Here is a 16,343-nt window from a genome sequence, read left to right as displayed (position 1 = left end):
ATAATAAAATAAGTTATTGACAAAAAGTAAGTATATAACTTATACTCAACTCTAGAGATAAAGAGATTAAGCAAAGACGTACGAAAAACCGATGACGAATCGGAAACGTACATCATTCATGAGATAAAATGTGAACCAGGTGAAGGGGTTACGAAATACATTCATGAAGAAAAAAATTTAGCATAATATCTTTAATCTAAGAATACTATTTTGTATATATTGAATGGAGGAAAAGAAAATGTTGGATGTAGGATTGTTGTTGATTCGTTTGGTGATTGGATTGTCATTCATGGCGCACGGGGCTCAGAAACTGTTTGGATGGTTTGGAGGATACGGGATAAAGGGAACCGGCGGCTGGTTTGAGTCCATGGGGATGAAGCCGGGCGCTCTGGTTGCACTGCTCGCGGGATTGGCGGAATTCGGCGGGGGGTTGCTGCTGGCTCTGGGTCTGCTCACACCAGTAGGAGGCATTCTGATTGCTCTGACTATGGTTATTGCCATCGTGAAGGTTCATGGTGCGAACGGATACTGGTCCACGCAAAACGGATTTGAATATAACCTGGCCATCCTGGTCCTTGGTGTAGCGCTAGCTTTGACAGGTGGAGGACAATACGCTCTGGACACATTAATTTTCTAAGAGCGGTAAGCGAAATGAATTATGAGTACCTGGAAGCCATAATGATGGCGGAAGGGTGCTCTTTTTTTGCAATCGGAAAAGAGTAGAATCTGCTGTACGTAATCGGTTATTTTCGGTAAAGATTATGGTACAATAGGAAAGTTGGATATTAAATCAGGTCTACGGCATGAATGAAAACACAATGCTTAGGGAGGATGAACTCCGTTGTAAATGTGTAAAATTAACATAGGATGCTTAATTGCCTCATGTGCGAAATGCGAATGTACAATCAACCGGCATAGCCGGATTGCATAAAGATTGAATGGTAGACCGGCCTCGCCGGATTAACGTGAATGAACGGACGAAAGGGATAGAATCTATGAGCAAAGCTGCAGATAACATTCTTCAACAGGAAGTGGACAAACGCCGGACGTTTGCCATTATCTCTCACCCGGATGCGGGTAAAACAACATTAACCGAGAAACTGTTGCTGTTCGGGGGCGCGATTCGTCTTGCCGGTACAGTAAAAGCTCGGAAAGCAAGCAAACATGCAACAAGTGACTGGATGGAGATTGAAAAGCAGCGGGGGATCTCGGTAACTTCTTCCGTAATGCAGTTTGATTACCTGGGTCATCGCATCAATATCCTGGATACACCGGGTCACCAAGACTTCAGTGAAGATACGTATCGTACATTGACAGCTGCCGATAGCGCAGTAATGTTGATTGACGTGGCCAAAGGTGTCGAGGCACAGACCATTAAATTGTTCCAGGTTTGTGCGAAGCGTGGTATTCCGATCTTTACGTTCATCAATAAGCTGGACCGTGAAGGACAAAGCCCGTTTGATCTGATGGAAGAACTCGAAAACGTACTGGGGATTCGCTCCGTACCGATGAACTGGCCGATTGGTACAGGTCGTGAACTTTGTGGCGTGTACGATCGGATGAAAAATCAGGTGGAATTGTTCCAAGGGGACGATCACTCAACGATTAAAGTACAAAAAGTGGATGGATACGAAGATCCGATCATTCGTGAGATGGCAGGAGATTATCTGCATGATCAGCTGTGTCAGGACTTAGAGCTTCTGGATGTTGCAGGAGACCAGTTCGACATGGAGAAGGTACAACGTGGTGAACTGACACCTGTATTCTTCGGTAGTGCCATCAATAACTTCGGTGTGCAGACGTTCCTCGAGAACTTCTTGCAGCTCGCACCGAAGCCGGAACCACGTCGCAGTACAGCGGGTGAGATTGAACCAACGAATGAGAAGTTCAGCGGTTATGTCTTCAAAATCCAGGCGAACATGAACCCGGCACACCGGGATCGTATCGCATTCCTGCGGATTGTATCCGGTAAGTTCCAACGCGGTATGAGTGTGAAGCATAATCGTGTGGGCAAAGAAATCAAACTGTCGCAGCCTCAGCAATTCCTTGCACAGGATCGGGATATTGTAGAAGAGGCTTACGCAGGCGATATTATTGGTCTGTTCGATCCGGGTATCTTCCGGATTGGCGATTCATTGAGCCAAGGTAGCGAGGTTATTTTTGACGAACTGCCAACGTTCTCACCAGAGATTTTTGCCAAAGTAACAGTTAAAAATGCATTGAAACATAAACAGTACCAAAAAGGGATTGACCAGTTGACCGAGGAAGGTACGATCCAGGTGTTCAACACCGTTAGCTTCGACGAGACATTGCTCGGCGTAGTGGGTCAGCTGCAATTCGAGGTATTTGAATACCGGATGAAGGGCGAGTACGGGGTAGACGTGCAGCTACAGCGTATGCCTTATCAATTTGCTCGCTGGATCGTGGACGAGAATCTGGACCCAAGTAAATTCCGGATCAACTCTGCTCTGGTGAAAGATAAAAAAGGCAATCATGTAGTCCTGTTCGAAAATGAATACGCGATGAGAACCGCAATGGATAAAAATCCAACGGCGAAATTCCTGGAGACAGCTCCATAAGCCGTTTTTTTCAAAGTCAGTAAAGACATAAGACTGTAACGACATAAAGAAGCAAATGACCTGATACCCCTCTGATGAGAGAGGGGGTTAGGTCATTTTTGTCGTTCCGTGAACTCTCAGGAGACATAACATTCAGTCATCGTTCAGTCTGCTCTCAGGATAAATTCAGGTTGGCCGCCGATGAAATTGGAGTGTACGGTATGGCTACTCATTGATGTACACAGAGAGAGGAGATCTATTTTGTCATTATCCATTAACAGGCATTCAATCACGACGTCTTATGATCATTCAGTAAAGGCAAACGAAAACAAGTTAAATAGCCAGAACTACGAAACTGCACAAAGAAAGGCCGCTGATTCACTTGAATTAAGTAAAGAATTTGCGGAATATGCCGGAGGAGTACAGGCTTCACTTCCAACTGAAAACTACAGCAGAACGTACAATCGAAGCGAGGATGCGTTTATGCTGACTACGGATCAACAGAAATCGCTGTTATCTGATCTGCAAAGTTATCTGGCTTCTTCGGATGCTTCAGCAGTAACAGATGAGTTTGCTGGTAGCACGGTGAGCCCTTTGGCTTCATTATCTGAATTGTTAGCGGGTCAGGACCTTCCAGCAGCCTCGGACGAGGATATCTCCGATTTATTTGATCAGGTAGCTGAAATCATTCAAAGCCAACGCCCTGAACCTCCACCTGCAAACGATGTATCCCGTTCGGAGCGTAATGGAACACCTCCAATGATGCAAGCCATGGGTGGGATTATGCCGCCATTTGCATGGAATATTCAAGAAAACTCTAACGAACAGAACCAAGACAACACAATGAACAATGAGATTACTGTTGATGAAAAGAAATCTTTGCTAAGTGAGCTGCAAAATCTCATTTCCAGCTCGGGCTCTGGGGCAGCCTCTTCGGTTGAGGATGAAGAGAATGATTTGCTGGCTGCACTTCAGAATGCGTGGGGGAATACAGACGCATCCACTGCTGGAGATGAAGAAATATCGGCTTTGTTTGAAAAAATCGCCAAATTATTTAATTGATTATCTTCTCTTATACTTCAAACACATAAGTGGTAGTGGTCTGACGTTGTTATATGGTTGAATGAATCAGCTCAGTCGCTAAGTTGAATGCTCATTCGTGTTTTAGCAGTGACTGATTTGGTGAGTTTTTCAATATACACAAACAAGGTACAGTTATCTGAGTTTTTACTCAGCGACTGTACCCTGTTCTGTAGGGGAGCCTAATTAGTCTACAGGGATATAACTGCCTTGCTCTTGGAGCAAGCCATTATCCAGACCAATAAGCCAAAATCTTTTTTTGCAGACTGAACAACGTGATGATGGTTACCTTTCCCTCCAAGGCTTCAGTTATCTGATGGGTTGAACGGGAATGGTGTGCAGATGCTCCTGCGCGATTTGGATTAATTCTTCCTGCTTGGCAGGTTCCGTGTTCTTCCAGATCATTTCGAAAATGGCACCAAGTCCGGGTAATGCTGCTTCCGGTCCATCTACAGAACCTTCGATCATCTCCCGAAGCTGATCATCACTTTTATCATGAACCTTATGAACAATCGCTTCACGCAGGCTTAATGTAATTGGCATCGCAAGTCCCTCCTCGTATATTCGGCTGCTCTAATACTGTTCCCTGGGAAGCGTGAGCGCATTCAAGTTTATTGAGCTTTGTGGTATACTACGAAGGATATTTACATGTACCCTTTAATTGAAAAATGGACTACCAATAGATGCGTAATGCTGAAGTGCAGCGGGAGGTTAGACCCTAATGGCAAAAAAACAATATGCCGTCATTGGCATGGGACGGTTCGGATCAAGTGTAGCCAATGCGCTGAGCGGCATGGGATTCGACGTACTGGCCATTGATGCGGACGAGCAGCGGACCCAGGAAATGTCCAATGTGGTGACTCATGCCGTATCGGCAGATTCGACGGACGAAGAAGCGCTGCGTGCGCTGGGTATTCGGAATTTTGATGTCGTCGTTGTGGCGATTGGTGAAGACATTCAGTCGAGTATACTCACAACCCTTATTCTGAAGGATATGGGTGTACCTGTTTTGATTGTAAAAGCACAAAATGAGCTTCATGGTAAAGTATTGCAGAAGATCGGAGCAGACAAGGTCATTTATCCTGAGCGGGATATGGGACTGCGTGTAGCCCATCATCTGACATCTCCAAACATTCTCGATTACATCGAGTTATCTGAGGATTACAGTATTTTGGAAATGAGAGCGTCTGAGCAAATGATCGGTAAAAATCTGCTGGAGCTAAATATTCGTGCACGTTTCGGGTGTAACGTGATGGCGATTCGCAGTGGAAATTCGATGAACATCTCTCCGTATGCGGAGGATCGGATTGCGGACGGGGATGTGCTGATCATCGTTGGTCACAAGGACCATTTGACGAAAATGGAGCTTGCGTATCCAAAGTGACAAGTACGTTGATGGGATGATGGATGGAACAATCTTTGGTCGGATAATTTCAATTCGTCATGTAACATGTTGATAAAAAATCCCGCAGACGGGAAGGATGGAAAGATGGATATTGTATCACCGCAAAATACACGTGTGAAGGAATGGGCACAGCTGCTGGAGAAAAAGCACCGTACCCGTCAACATAAATATATTATTGAAGGCATTCATCTCGTACAGGAAGCGCTGCGCGCCGGGGCACATCTGGAATGCATCGTTTACGATGGGGAGCAGGGTGTACCCAAGGAACTGGCTGGACTGGAGGCTCCACTTCAGCATGTGGAATGGATCAGTGTATCCCCTGCGGTTATTGCCAAGTGTACGGATACAATGACACCCCAACCTGTTTTTGCCGTTGTACATAAAGGTCGTGAGCCGCTGCAAAGCTTGTTGTCTTCCTCCAAGGGACTGGTCGTTGTATTGGACAATGTTCAGGATCCCGGTAATGTGGGGACGATTATTCGCAGTGCGGATGCAGCGGGTGCGGCAGGTGTTGTGCTCGGTGCTGGTTGTGCTGATGTCTACAATCCGAAAACGATCCGTTCGACGATGGGGTCATTGTTTCATTTGCCAATTGTAGAAGGGCAATTGGAATCGTTGCTACCTGAAGCGAAGGCTGCGGGTGTGAAGTTGGTGAGTACGTCTTTGCAGGCGGAATATTCGTGTTACAGTTATGATTTTACCCAATCGGTATGGCTTGTGATCGGTAATGAGGGTAAGGGCATATCGGAGTCTACTGCACAACTGGTGGACGATGCGATTACGATTCCGATGCAGGGACAGGCAGAGTCACTTAATGCCGCGATGGCGGCAACGATCTTGTTGTTCGAGGCGATGAGGCAGCGTATGGTGTAACCCATAAATAATATACTTCATGTTTATATTAGGTAAGAAATATAAGCTTATTCCAACTCAAACGATGAGTGAGGAATGAGCTTTTTTTGCATGGTGGGTGAAATGTGAAATAAATAAATCGAACGATATGGAGCTGATATGCCAATATATAGCGTAAGGAGGAAGGAGATGGATGATGAGTGAGGCGGAAAAGTACATAAAACTTGTGGAATTAATCCGGGCTGGCGATTACGAAGCTTACGGAGAGTTATATGAGCTAACTGTGATGGATGTGTATCGTACTGTTCGTTTTCTGATTCGTGACTCATCCGACGCGGAAGATCTGGTACAGGAAATTTATATTCAGGCATACAGGTCATTAGAGCGTTACGATTCGGAGAGAGCGTTTCGTCCATGGTTAATGGGTGTGACGATGCGACAGGTCCGAAGTTACCGGCGGAGACGATTGACGCAATTTCGTTTTAGCAAACGGATGGAAAAGTCTGATACGGGGCTTGAGTATGATTTTTCCGGAGACTTAATCAACAAACTGGCAAATCGCCCTCTGCTTGAACAGGTGCACAGATTGCCGTACAAGCTGCAGCAGGCGATCACTCTTCACTATTTGAACGAGTACACGCAAGAGGAGATTTCTTGCATATTGGACATTCCGCTAGGAACGGTGAAATCTCGTATTCATGCGGCACTAACCAAGTTGAGGCAGAATCAGAAGTTGAACCTAGGTATTCGGGGAAAGGTGGAGGATTTACATGAATATCGATGAACAGCTGCGAACAGCCTACCAGGAAGAGACGGAAGACTGGATCATTGCTGAGAGAACCAAACATAAAATCATGAATGCTATACGAAGTGAATCACATCTCAAAAGACATCGAAAAAAATGGCTGGTTACGGTGCTGCTGGTCGCTGTGCTCATCATTCCTACTGGGGCTTATGCGGGATATACTTATTTGGCTAACGAAATGTATGGTTCACAGGAAAATATATCAGCGGTGGGTGGAACATCGGAGGATTACATGAGACTGGAAGAGAAGCTTCAGTCAGCCAAAGCACATTTAAGTGAAGAGGAATTTATTCAATTTATGGGTCTGATGAAGCAAATGGGACAAATGGCTTTGAAGTATGCGGATCAACAGGGAGAGATGCATCCCGAGCAATGGAGTGTCACAGAACAGACGGAGTTTAATCGTCTTACTGCAGAACTGGAACCATTTTTTAAAAAGCTGGAAGCAGCAAGTGTAGACTCTCCAAAAGAACCTATGGACCAGGAGCAATTTTGGAAGGAACAGCTAGCAATGGCAGAGATGAAGTTTTCTGAGGAGCAGTTTACCGAGTTCAAATCGTTGTATGAACAGATGAAGCAGTATGAAGCCATGGTGATGGATCAGGATGGGAACATGCATGAAGAACGATTGTCTGCGGAGCAGAAGGAAGAACTGAAGCAGGTACGTGAGCAGATTTTTCCCTTCTTGGAGAAGTTGGGACTGGATGTACGCAAACCGAGTGAGTAGCTTAGGTAGTGTTCAGGGGCTGAGGAGCGAAAGGATTTCATACCTTTGCTCCTTTTTATTTTGTAGAAATGATCTTGTAGATGATCTTCTTATCTGCCCTGCACTTTCATCCGATACTGATGCGGCGTAGTGCCTGTTGCTTTACGGAAAACTTTGCAAAAATAAGATGGGCTGGACATGCCTACACGGTGGCCTATTTCCGGAACTGTGTGTGTGGTACTCGTGAGTAACACACAAGCATGACGAATACGTGTAGCCTGGGCGTAAGCAACAATGGTCGTGCCGGTAGCTTTTTTAAATATATGGGACAAATGATATGGCGAGATATGCAGTGTATCTGCGATATCCTCCAGACGAAACGGTTCATTGTAGTGCTCTTCAATCCACTGCATGACAGCCTCAGCGTGAGGATGGAGGGCGGGAAGACTCGTTGGAAGCGTAGCAGAGCTGGGATACTCCCTATCCTTCCAAAGGTAGCGAAGCTGTGCGAGCAGTCCAAGTAAAAAGAGTCGTGTATCCTCTTCTGCTTCATGTGGAAGCAACGTAGGCAGAATATCGGCAAATTGCTCAATCATCTGGACCAGTGGGGATGAAGCAGAAAGACGGATCGGTTGAAGCGGAGATGTTTGCCCGAGAAGGTCCATTGTAAAACGATTGGATACGGCAAATAGCCGAGAGTGCGAGTTCAGCAGGTGCTGGTCATACATCAGGACACTGCGAATAAAGGGATTTGCTTTCGTGACTTGAATCTGGATCTGATGCAGCTGAAAAGGGCGGAATATCAACAGTGTACCTGGTTCAAGGGAGAATGCCTGACCCTCGGTTATTAGCTGTCCATATCCATCATGAATGTATGTTATCTCCATCTGTGAATGAGCGTGAAAAACCTCTCGGAACACAGTGGTGGAGGTTCGACGGCATGCCAGATTAAATTGATCCTCAGTGATGATGGGCATTAGGAATGCCTCCCCTTCAAGAGCGCAATATAGTTTCATTTTATCACAAGATGAACGCATAAAAGCGCTTTATTATTGTGTATTGTGAAGAGAATAAGGGAGGTATACATTCATGTTAAAAGTAGCCATTATTGGAGCAGGCGCGATCAGTGCAGCGCATATTACAGCGTATTTGGCATTTCCTGAACGATGCCAGATCGTAGCCGTGGTGGATATGTACACGGAAAAAGCACAGAAACGAATTAACGAATACGGATTGAAAGGAGCGCAAGCTGTCACCGATTACCATGAATTGCTGGATCAAAACATTGATTTGGTTTCCGTCTGTACCCCTCCATATACCCACGCACCGATCACATGTGATTTTCTGTATGCTGGTACACATGTGTTGGTCGAAAAACCAATGGCTTCTTCTTTGCAAGAGGCGGATATGATGCTGGAAGCGGCCCAAGTGAGTGGTAAGCTGCTATCAGTTGTGGCACAGAATCGTTTTACGACACCGATGATGAAACTGAAAGAAGTGCTGGATAGCAAACTGATGGGGCCCATTGTCCACGTTCAGGTCGATTCGTTCTGGTGGCGGGGCCATAATTATTATGATCTGTGGTGGCGTGGCACATGGGAAAAAGAAGGCGGAGGCTGTACTCTTAATCATGCGGTCCATCATATTGATGCCATGCTTTGGATGATGGGGCCTCCGGTGGAATTGCAAGCCATGATGGCGAATACGGCGCATGATAATGCTGAAGTAGAGGATATTTCCATGGCGATGCTTCGTTTCCAAGAAGGAGCACTTGGCATGATCACCAGCTCCGTGGTACATCACGGAGAAGAGCAGCAGTTGATTTTTCAGGGTAAAGAGGCCAGGGTATCTGCGCCTTGGAAAGTTGTTGCTTCTACGGCACGAACGAATGGATTCCCAGAACCCAATCTAGATCTGGAACAACAGATTCAGAAACTTGCTGACGAATTACCGGATGTTATTCATGTGGGGCATGCCGGGCAAGTGGAAAATGTACTAAATGCCATTGAGACAGGATCACCACTTCTCGTGGATGGAAAGAGTGGACGAGATACACTGGAACTCATTGTAGGTATCTATAAATCGTCCAGTACAGGGGAGAAGGTTACTTTTCCACTAGAGGCGGAGGATGCTTTCTATACAAGGGAAGGGATTATGCAACATGCGGTGCATTTTTATGAAAAAAAGACAGCAGTGGAGAATTTCGAGGATGTGGATATTACGCTTGGGAGTAAGTTGGAGTCTTAGTTATATAACAAAAAAAGAGGCCAGTCCCACTGATATTGTGGGATCTAGCTTCTTTTTATTGAGAGTCTATTTATAAATCAAAATCAATACACCCGATGTTTCCATCCATTCAACTTCGAGATAGCTTCCAGATAAAAATAATCTCCATAAATCAGGGAGACATCGATGAAGGAATTGCCGCTGCCTGTGGCGTGCAGCAGAATCGATTCATGCTCTGGCTGATCCCAGACTGCATAGTTCTCTGTTAAGGAACGCAGAATTCGTTCGGCTGCATCGGCATAGAGGCGTTTCTCACTTTCAGGAACGGCGGCGGCGAGTTCCAGGAGACCGGATGCGGCGATTGATGCGGCAGAGCTGTCCCGGGATTGACCATCCAGGGTAGAAAGTCTGAAATCCCAGTAAGGTACATGATCCTCTGGCAGCGCAGCAATAAAGTAATGGGCGATTCGTTTTGCTGTGTTCAGGTAACGCTCATCCCGGGTATAACGATACGTATTAGCGAATCCATATAACCCCCATGAGGTACCACGACTCCAGGAGGATTCAGGAGCATATCCCTGTCCACCAAAACATTCAATATAATGACCATCCTCCGGGTCAAAGGAAAGGATGTGTTTAGTTGATCCGTCTTCACGAACACCATACTGCATGGTCGTCTCGGCGTGGTTAATGGCAATATGTTTGTAGCGGGGATCTCCCGTCACTTCTGAGGCCCAGAACAACAAAGAGATATTAAGCATGGAATCAATGATGGCCCAGCCATATTTGTCTCCATTCCACGCACGAATGAATTTGCCTACGGGATTATAGCGTCCTGCAAGGAAATTAGCTGCTTCCAGACCACGCCTGAGAGCATCCTCATCACCTGTTATTTTATGTTTGATTACAGCAGTAGAGAGAAACTGAAAGCCGACATCGTGATGAAGCTCTCCTGTTGGTCTTATAAACCATTGCTCCAAAGTTTCATCCCACGACCATGCCGCATCCCGGTAGCTTTCCTCTCCTGTCATATCGTACATAATCCACAGCATACCCGGCCAGAAACCTGAAACCCACCAATCGGTGTTGATGTTATCATACTTCCCATCATCGCCGGCAAAATGAGGACTTTTATCCCCAATGTTTTTTTTCATCTCCGGCAATTTATTTTCCAGCTTCTGCATGACTTCTTGCCAATATGTCTTAGTTACAGCGGATTCTGCCTTGGCCATGAGATAACCTCCTTAGGTTTAACTAGAAAGTAAAGATAACGCTTTCCTATAAGAAGATTATATCTTTTTAAAAAACTTAAAAGTTATGTTAGGATATGAAGAAATGTTGCTCTGTTGTCATTGTGAAGAAGGGGGAACGAAAATGTTTGAGCGTGTGGACTTTCAGGGAAATACTTTGGTGTGGGATTATCAAATTAAGTCAGTGAACGATTTCAAAGGATACTATCATTGGCATCAATGTGGGGAAATCCTCTATGTCCATGAAGGGCAAGGCATTGTGGTTTTGAATAATCATACTTATCCCATTCGTAAAGGCATGCTCTTCTTTTTTCAGCCCTTTCAGTTGCATCACGTTTATGCCGAGGTTCCAGATACCCCGTATGAAAGGAATATTTTCTATGTAGAGCCCATCGTAATGGACCGATATTTGGAAGCGTTTCCGCATCGCCGTGCTTTTTTTTCGAGGTTGTGGAAGGGGAGAAATCAACAGCAGGTTTTTGATCTGAGTTTATCTATGAATCAGCTGGATTGGATATACGAAGGCTATGACCAGTCACGCAGTCGAGTTGGGGGAGAGTGGGAGGAATCGGTGCTGTTTTTGCTACAACTCTTGAATGTTTTGGATCAACATACTGATGGGGAACAAGAGAGGCAACCACACTTGGTCGAATTACGTCAATTAAGACATGCGGAGAGGATGATGCATTGGATTGAAGAGCACTATATAGATGAAATCAGACTGGATCATATGGCAGACGTTATCCACTTATCCAAGTCTTATGCTTCCCGTATCTTTCAGCAAGAAACAGGAAGCAGTATTACAGACTACGTCACAGCCCGAAGACTCAAGCAAGCTTATCTTTTGCTGGAGACGACAACTCTTTCCGTTGAAGAGGTGGGCAGACGGGCCGGATTCCCCAATGGATCTTATTTCATTCAATTATTTCGCAAGTCGGCGGGAACCACTCCGCTACAATATCGGCAGCATTTTGAACGCAGCAGCAGACATTAAATCACATGAGGATAACTGCTGGTGTTATTAAAAGTAGCATCAGTACATTATCGTGATGAAATTTAAAGTGTTATTTTAAAAACGCAATGTATCGAAAGTTAAGTGAAAATAAAGTTTTTCCTCAAAAATAGAATTACTTTCTATACTTTCCTCAAAAGTGCGTGCTACAGCCACTTATCGGCCCACCGTTCTACGGAGCTTAATGCGCGTCCCAGCTCTGTGCCTTTGCGGGATAACATATATTCTGTCCGAACAGGGCGTTCCGTAACCACATGACGCACGACAAGTCCCTCTTCCTCCAGTTCCTTCATTCGTTCATTAAGTACCCGTTTGCTTAGGTCCGGGATATAAGCGTGAATTTCACTGAATCGTTTGGGTTCTTCCATCAATGTATGAATAATGAGGGCTACCCATTTCCGGCCAATGATCTGATAAGACTGTTCCACCTTTTCGCATATTTGCTTGGCATTCTCATCATCGCTCATAATAGTACTCCTTTGATTTAGTTATGCTTATTATAGCATTAGTATACTAATTGTAACCTGAGTGTCCACAAGCCCTATGTGTAAAATGTCACATACCAATTGTTCTTAATGTTACCACATAAAGCGTTAACATTAAATAAAAACCCTATAAACACTGGTGTTCACAGGTTGGACACGATTGTTGACGAATTGTGACGACAGGTGTAAGATGGGTAACGTCAATTCAATTGGTTACAATTTATAACCTTGATTAAGGTTGTGGAGAGAAGGAATGTTCCATGTTTAATTCAGGTCAGATATACAAGCGGAGGTAAGGCGGGGAACTCCCCCACTAATTCCGTCTTTTGTCATGCTTGGATTTGAACATTTTGCATCATCATATACTATACTGCACAGATCACAGGAGGCACTCCAATGGACGCAATGACATTTGTCCTCTTCGGGGCAACAGGCGATTTAGCCAAACGTAAGATTTATCCTGCATTATATAATTTGTACATTGATTCAAAAATGCCGAAATCCTTCTCCGTTATCGGTCTTGGACGGCGTGAATTGTCGGATGCTGACTTCCAGGCGAATGTTGAAAAGTCACTGCATACCTTCTCCCGTCAAACACCGGAAGAAGAAGCTCAGGTTCGCGACTTCATTGGAGCTTTCCGTTATTGTTCTTTAAATAATACGAAGCTTGAAGATTACACCAAATTGCTGGAACTGGTTCAGAAACGTGAACAAGAGCTGAATATTCCTCAAAATCGCATGTTCTACATGTCGGTTGCACCGGAATTCTTTGAGCCAATCGCACTGAACATTCAAGAAAGCGGCTTGGGTAACACCAAAGGCTGGAAAAAACTTATCATTGAAAAACCATTCGGACACGATCTTCAATCTGCTCGTGAGCTGAATGAGAAACTCAGCAACACCTTTGCGGAAGAAGAAATTTATCGTATTGACCATTTCCTTGGTAAACCGATGGTTCAAAATATTGAAACTCTCACTTACGCGAATCCGGTTATTCAGGCTTTGTGGTCCAACCGTTACATTGCCAACGTACAGATTACGGCAAGTGAAACGGTTGGTGTTGAAGAACGTGCAGCGTATTATGACCAAAGCGGTGCCCTTCGTGACATGTTCCAAAACCATATGCTCCAGTTGCTGATGATGATTGGTTTGCATTTGCCAAAACGCTGCACACCGGAAGAAATTCAATTCAAAAAGCAGAAGATCGCTGAAGCTCTTCGTCCATTGACGAAAGAGAATATCGTTTCTGAAGTCGTTCGGGCCCAATATGGAGCAGGCGAACTGCAAGGTGCTTCTGTTGTTGGATATCTGGACGAGCCTGACATTCCAGCTGGTTCTCAGAATGAGACTTATGTTGCCGCGAGACTGTGGATCGATGACCCATTCTGGAGTGAAGTTCCATTTTACATTCGTACAGGTAAACGCCTGGCTGAAAAATCAACCAGAATTGTTATTGAATTCAAGGCCCCACTGAAAACAGGTCATGAATCCGAAAATACAACAGAGCCTAACCTGCTGACGATTGAAATTGGCCCGAAAGAAAGCATCTCGCTTCAATTGAATGCGAAAAATCCACTCAACCAAGGTGAAGTGGAACCGATGCACATGAACTTCAACTCAGGTGAACGCAACATTCCAGAAGCTTATGAAAACCTGATCTATGACGCGATGCGTGGAGATTCTACATTCTTTGCTCACTGGAACGAAGTTGAACTGGCTTGGCAATGGGTACAGCCGATCTTGGAAGCATTCCAAGAGGGAAGTGTGCCACTCGATACGTACAGCGCAGGTTCGCAAGGTCCTGAATCAGCAGATCGTCTGATTGCAGAGAACGGCTACCGTTGGTGGTAAAAGTAGTGTAAGAGTAGCATCAGAGAAGAGAACACTACAATTCGTTCTGCTCGATAATTTACATTTTTTTATGAATTACACCGTTCCAATTTTGCATAAGTCCTTCCGGTAATACCCGGAAGGACGCGAAAATTTTTGATATAGATTAGCGGTTCAATTCAAATCAGTTCATACAATTACGCGCGAGTAGTGAAGGGGACGAAATCGATTCTGAAGAAGCAGAGCGTTCACCTTTGTCTCCATACTTTAACCATTAACATTATTAATCAAGAAAATATGGAGACAACAGCGATCGAAGGAACGATTCGTAATCGGAACGGCTGCTGCGCCACTTGCTAAGTAATTCTTTTGAAATTGACCGTATAAAAAATTAGAAATGTTCATAACAGGAGGAACTAGCAATGAAACTTGGACTTATTGGATTAGGTAAAATGGGATTGAACCTGGGTAGAAACCTGATTGACCACAAACATGAAGTGGTTGCTTTTGACCTTAACGCTGAAGCTGTAAATGAAATGAAAGAATACGGTGCAACAGGCGTATCTTCTTATGCAGAAATGGTGGCTTCCCTTGAATCCCCACGTGTATTATGGATCATGGTTCCTCACAACGTGGTTGACGCTGTACTGGCTGAAGTAAGCCCACTGTTGTCCAAAGGCGACATCATCATCGAAGCGGGTAACTCGCACTACAAAGAGTCCATCCGTCGTTATGAAGAAATGAAACCTAAAGGCATTCACTATATGGATGCTGGTACATCCGGCGGTATGGAAGGCGCACGTAATGGCGCTTGTTACATGATCGGTGGCGATCCTGAAGCTTGGGCAATCGTTGAGCCTGCATTCAAGGATACTTCCGTTGAAAATGGTTACCTGTATGCTGGTAAAGCAGGTAGCGGTCACTTCCTGAAAATGGTTCACAACGGTATCGAGTACGGTATGATGGCTTCCATCGGTGAAGGTTTCGACGTATTGGAGAAAAGCGGCTTCGATTTCGACTTCGAGCAAGTTGCTCGTGTATGGAACAACGGTTCCGTTATCCGTTCTTGGTTGATGGAATTGACAGAGCGTGCATTCTCCAAAGATGCTAACTTGGATGAAATCAAAGGCGTTATGCATTCTTCCGGTGAAGGACGTTGGACAGTTGAAACAGCATTTGACCTGCAAACTGCTACGCCAGTTATTGCGTTGTCCCTGTTGATGCGTTACCGCTCCCTGGAAACAGACACGTTCACAGGTAAAGTTGTCGCAGCTTTGCGTAATGAATTTGGCGGTCACGCTGTAGAAAAAAATTAATTCATATATAACTGTTAACATATACGGATAATCGGGTAATGATGAGTATAGTTGTTTACAAAATTCATCAAGTGGAGGGAACATATCATGAAATTTTTCTTAGATACAGGTAATGTTGAAGAAATCAAACGGATCGAACGTCTTGGTCTGGTGGATGGAGTCACGACCAACCCGTCTTTGATTGCCAAAGAAGGTCGCGTATTTAAAGAAGTGATTCAGGAGATCTGTGGCGTTGTTAAAGGCCCGGTCAGTGCTGAAGTTATCGGACTCAAAGCCGAGGATATGTTGAAGGAAGCTTATGAAATTGCAGAGTGGGCACCGAATGTAGTGATTAAACTACCGATGACCGAAGATGGACTCTATGCTTGTCATGAACTGACGCAAAAAGGAATTAAAACAAATGTAACGCTGATCTTCTCTGCAGCACAGGGCCTGATGGCAGCGAAAGCTGGCGCAACGTACATCAGTCCATTTGTTGGTCGTCTGGATGATATTGCGGTGGATGGCATGAAGCTGATTCGCGATCTGCGTCTCATTCTGGATACGTATGATTTGCCTTCCGAAATTATTGCAGCAAGCATCCGTAATATCAAACATGTGGAGGATGCAGCCCTTTCCGGTGCGCATATCGCGACCATTCCGGGTTCGCTCTTGCCAACATTGTGGAAACACCCGCTGACAGACAGCGGCATTGAACGCTTCCTGAAAGATTGGGAGTCCGTTCCGAAATAATTAAATGTGGACAGGGATCTGATTTCTCAGAGCCATATTTCATTAATAAGCCTTTCGTCTAGCAGATAATCAAAATCTGCTGGCGG

The 16,343-nt window shown here is 44.9% G+C and carries 16 protein-coding genes; 12 read left to right on the top strand and 4 right to left on the bottom strand.

Annotation, left to right across the window (positions count from 1 at the left end; all coding sequences use genetic code 11):
• The first annotated feature begins 238 nt into the window (after positions 1 to 238).
• The 3 genes from DC345_RS28745 (at position 239) to DC345_RS28735 (ending at position 3,620) form a co-directional block, all read left to right on the top strand.
• Positions 239 to 637: a DoxX family protein gene (locus tag DC345_RS28745; protein ID WP_113056030.1), complete on the top strand. Its 399-nt coding sequence runs from the start codon at positions 239 to 241 to the stop codon at positions 635 to 637.
• Positions 638 to 995: 358 nt separating this feature from the next.
• Positions 996 to 2,579: a peptide chain release factor 3 gene (locus DC345_RS28740; RefSeq protein ID WP_076290948.1), complete on the top strand. Its 1,584-nt coding sequence runs from the start codon at positions 996 to 998 to the stop codon at positions 2,577 to 2,579.
• Between the two features lie 240 nt (positions 2,580 to 2,819).
• Positions 2,820 to 3,620, top strand: a complete 801-nt coding sequence (locus DC345_RS28735) for a hypothetical protein (protein ID WP_113056029.1) — start codon at positions 2,820 to 2,822, stop codon at positions 3,618 to 3,620.
• Positions 3,621 to 3,947: 327 nt separating this feature from the next.
• Here the strand turns inward: DC345_RS28735 and sspI are convergent, their stop codons facing one another.
• Positions 3,948 to 4,181, bottom strand: a complete 234-nt coding sequence (gene sspI, locus DC345_RS28730; RefSeq protein ID WP_062324046.1) for a small acid-soluble spore protein SspI — start codon at positions 4,179 to 4,181, stop codon at positions 3,948 to 3,950.
• 178 nt (positions 4,182 to 4,359) lie between these two features.
• On the opposite strand from sspI, the gene DC345_RS28725 reads away from it, so the two are divergent.
• From DC345_RS28725 to DC345_RS28710, 4 genes are all read left to right on the top strand, one after another.
• Positions 4,360 to 5,022: a potassium channel family protein gene (locus DC345_RS28725; protein ID WP_064635682.1), complete on the top strand. Its 663-nt coding sequence runs from the start codon at positions 4,360 to 4,362 to the stop codon at positions 5,020 to 5,022.
• Between the two features lie 105 nt (positions 5,023 to 5,127).
• Positions 5,128 to 5,916: a TrmH family RNA methyltransferase gene (locus DC345_RS28720; protein ID WP_113056028.1), complete on the top strand. Its 789-nt coding sequence runs from the start codon at positions 5,128 to 5,130 to the stop codon at positions 5,914 to 5,916.
• 172 nt (positions 5,917 to 6,088) lie between these two features.
• The gene (locus DC345_RS28715) at positions 6,089 to 6,679 is read left to right on the top strand and encodes a sigma-70 family RNA polymerase sigma factor (RefSeq protein ID WP_181586766.1); all 591 of its coding nucleotides are present in this window, start codon (positions 6,089 to 6,091) and stop codon (positions 6,677 to 6,679) included.
• A complete protein-coding gene (locus DC345_RS28710) occupies positions 6,666 to 7,427 on the top strand; it encodes a DUF3600 domain-containing protein (RefSeq protein ID WP_113056027.1) in 762 nt (253 codons plus the stop codon). Before DC345_RS28715 ends, DC345_RS28710 begins: the two co-directional genes overlap by 14 nt.
• Before the next feature lie 89 nt (positions 7,428 to 7,516).
• On the opposite strand, the gene DC345_RS28705 is transcribed toward DC345_RS28710, so the two are convergent.
• The gene (locus DC345_RS28705) at positions 7,517 to 8,383 is read right to left on the bottom strand and encodes an AraC family transcriptional regulator (RefSeq protein WP_181586765.1); all 867 of its coding nucleotides are present in this window, start codon (positions 8,381 to 8,383) and stop codon (positions 7,517 to 7,519) included.
• Between the two features lie 112 nt (positions 8,384 to 8,495).
• Between DC345_RS28705 and DC345_RS28700 the strand changes: the two genes are divergently transcribed.
• The gene (locus DC345_RS28700; RefSeq protein ID WP_113056025.1) at positions 8,496 to 9,653 is read left to right on the top strand and encodes a Gfo/Idh/MocA family protein; all 1,158 of its coding nucleotides are present in this window, start codon (positions 8,496 to 8,498) and stop codon (positions 9,651 to 9,653) included.
• A gap of 83 nt (positions 9,654 to 9,736) precedes the next feature.
• Here the strand turns inward: DC345_RS28700 and DC345_RS28695 are convergent, their stop codons facing one another.
• Positions 9,737 to 10,864, bottom strand: a complete 1,128-nt coding sequence (locus DC345_RS28695) for a glycoside hydrolase family 88 protein (protein ID WP_113056024.1) — start codon at positions 10,862 to 10,864, stop codon at positions 9,737 to 9,739.
• A gap of 142 nt (positions 10,865 to 11,006) precedes the next feature.
• Here DC345_RS28695 and DC345_RS28690 point away from each other — a divergent pair, with 142 nt between their 5' ends.
• The gene (locus DC345_RS28690; RefSeq protein WP_181586764.1) at positions 11,007 to 11,876 is read left to right on the top strand and encodes an AraC family transcriptional regulator; all 870 of its coding nucleotides are present in this window, start codon (positions 11,007 to 11,009) and stop codon (positions 11,874 to 11,876) included.
• Between the two features lie 164 nt (positions 11,877 to 12,040).
• On the opposite strand, the gene DC345_RS28685 is transcribed toward DC345_RS28690, so the two are convergent.
• Positions 12,041 to 12,361 carry a winged helix-turn-helix transcriptional regulator gene (locus DC345_RS28685; RefSeq protein WP_063566151.1) on the bottom strand — a complete coding sequence of 107 codons (321 nt, stop codon included), beginning with the start codon at positions 12,359 to 12,361 and terminating at the stop codon, positions 12,041 to 12,043.
• 414 nt (positions 12,362 to 12,775) lie between these two features.
• On the opposite strand from DC345_RS28685, the gene zwf reads away from it, so the two are divergent.
• From zwf to fsa, 3 genes are all read left to right on the top strand, one after another.
• Positions 12,776 to 14,230 carry a glucose-6-phosphate dehydrogenase gene (gene zwf, locus DC345_RS28680; RefSeq protein ID WP_113056022.1) on the top strand — a complete coding sequence of 485 codons (1,455 nt, stop codon included), beginning with the start codon at positions 12,776 to 12,778 and terminating at the stop codon, positions 14,228 to 14,230.
• Between the two features lie 401 nt (positions 14,231 to 14,631).
• Positions 14,632 to 15,525 (top strand): phosphogluconate dehydrogenase (NAD(+)-dependent, decarboxylating), encoded by an 894-nt coding sequence (gene gnd / locus DC345_RS28675; protein ID WP_113056021.1) that lies wholly within the window; start codon positions 14,632 to 14,634, stop codon positions 15,523 to 15,525.
• Positions 15,526 to 15,612: 87 nt separating this feature from the next.
• Positions 15,613 to 16,257, top strand: coding sequence for a fructose-6-phosphate aldolase (fsa, locus tag DC345_RS28670; protein WP_024632668.1), 645 nt, complete (start codon positions 15,613 to 15,615; stop codon positions 16,255 to 16,257).
• The last annotated feature ends 86 nt before the right edge of the window (positions 16,258 to 16,343 follow it).

Origin of the sequence: Paenibacillus taichungensis (genome assembly GCF_003287275.1) — a bacterium.
In the GTDB taxonomy this organism is placed as follows: Bacteria; Bacillota; Bacilli; order Paenibacillales; family Paenibacillaceae; genus Paenibacillus; species Paenibacillus taichungensis_A.
Note: the sequence above shows the minus strand (reverse complement) of the source record. Positions and strands in the feature narration are given on the sequence as shown.

Excerpts from the sequence above, each read along its gene's own strand:
- DC345_RS28745 (WP_113056030.1), top strand. The coding sequence starts at position 239 with ATGTTGGATGTAGGATTGTTGTTGATTCGTTTGGTGATTGGATTGTCA.
- DC345_RS28740 (WP_076290948.1), top strand. The coding sequence starts at position 996 with ATGAGCAAAGCTGCAGATAACATTCTTCAACAGGAAGTGGACAAACGC.
- sspI (WP_062324046.1), bottom strand. The coding sequence starts at position 4,181 with ATGCCAATTACATTAAGCCTGCGTGAAGCGATTGTTCATAAGGTTCAT.
- DC345_RS28725 (WP_064635682.1), top strand. The coding sequence starts at position 4,360 with ATGGCAAAAAAACAATATGCCGTCATTGGCATGGGACGGTTCGGATCA.
- DC345_RS28720 (WP_113056028.1), top strand. The coding sequence starts at position 5,128 with ATGGATATTGTATCACCGCAAAATACACGTGTGAAGGAATGGGCACAG.
- DC345_RS28715 (WP_181586766.1), top strand. The coding sequence starts at position 6,089 with ATGATGAGTGAGGCGGAAAAGTACATAAAACTTGTGGAATTAATCCGG.
- DC345_RS28710 (WP_113056027.1), top strand. The coding sequence starts at position 6,666 with ATGAATATCGATGAACAGCTGCGAACAGCCTACCAGGAAGAGACGGAA.
- DC345_RS28705 (WP_181586765.1), bottom strand. The coding sequence starts at position 8,383 with ATGCCCATCATCACTGAGGATCAATTTAATCTGGCATGCCGTCGAACC.
- DC345_RS28700 (WP_113056025.1), top strand. The coding sequence starts at position 8,496 with ATGTTAAAAGTAGCCATTATTGGAGCAGGCGCGATCAGTGCAGCGCAT.
- DC345_RS28695 (WP_113056024.1), bottom strand. The coding sequence starts at position 10,864 with ATGGCCAAGGCAGAATCCGCTGTAACTAAGACATATTGGCAAGAAGTC.
- DC345_RS28690 (WP_181586764.1), top strand. The coding sequence starts at position 11,007 with ATGTTTGAGCGTGTGGACTTTCAGGGAAATACTTTGGTGTGGGATTAT.
- DC345_RS28685 (WP_063566151.1), bottom strand. The coding sequence starts at position 12,361 with ATGAGCGATGATGAGAATGCCAAGCAAATATGCGAAAAGGTGGAACAG.
- zwf (WP_113056022.1), top strand. The coding sequence starts at position 12,776 with ATGGACGCAATGACATTTGTCCTCTTCGGGGCAACAGGCGATTTAGCC.
- gnd (WP_113056021.1), top strand. The coding sequence starts at position 14,632 with ATGAAACTTGGACTTATTGGATTAGGTAAAATGGGATTGAACCTGGGT.
- fsa (WP_024632668.1), top strand. The coding sequence starts at position 15,613 with ATGAAATTTTTCTTAGATACAGGTAATGTTGAAGAAATCAAACGGATC.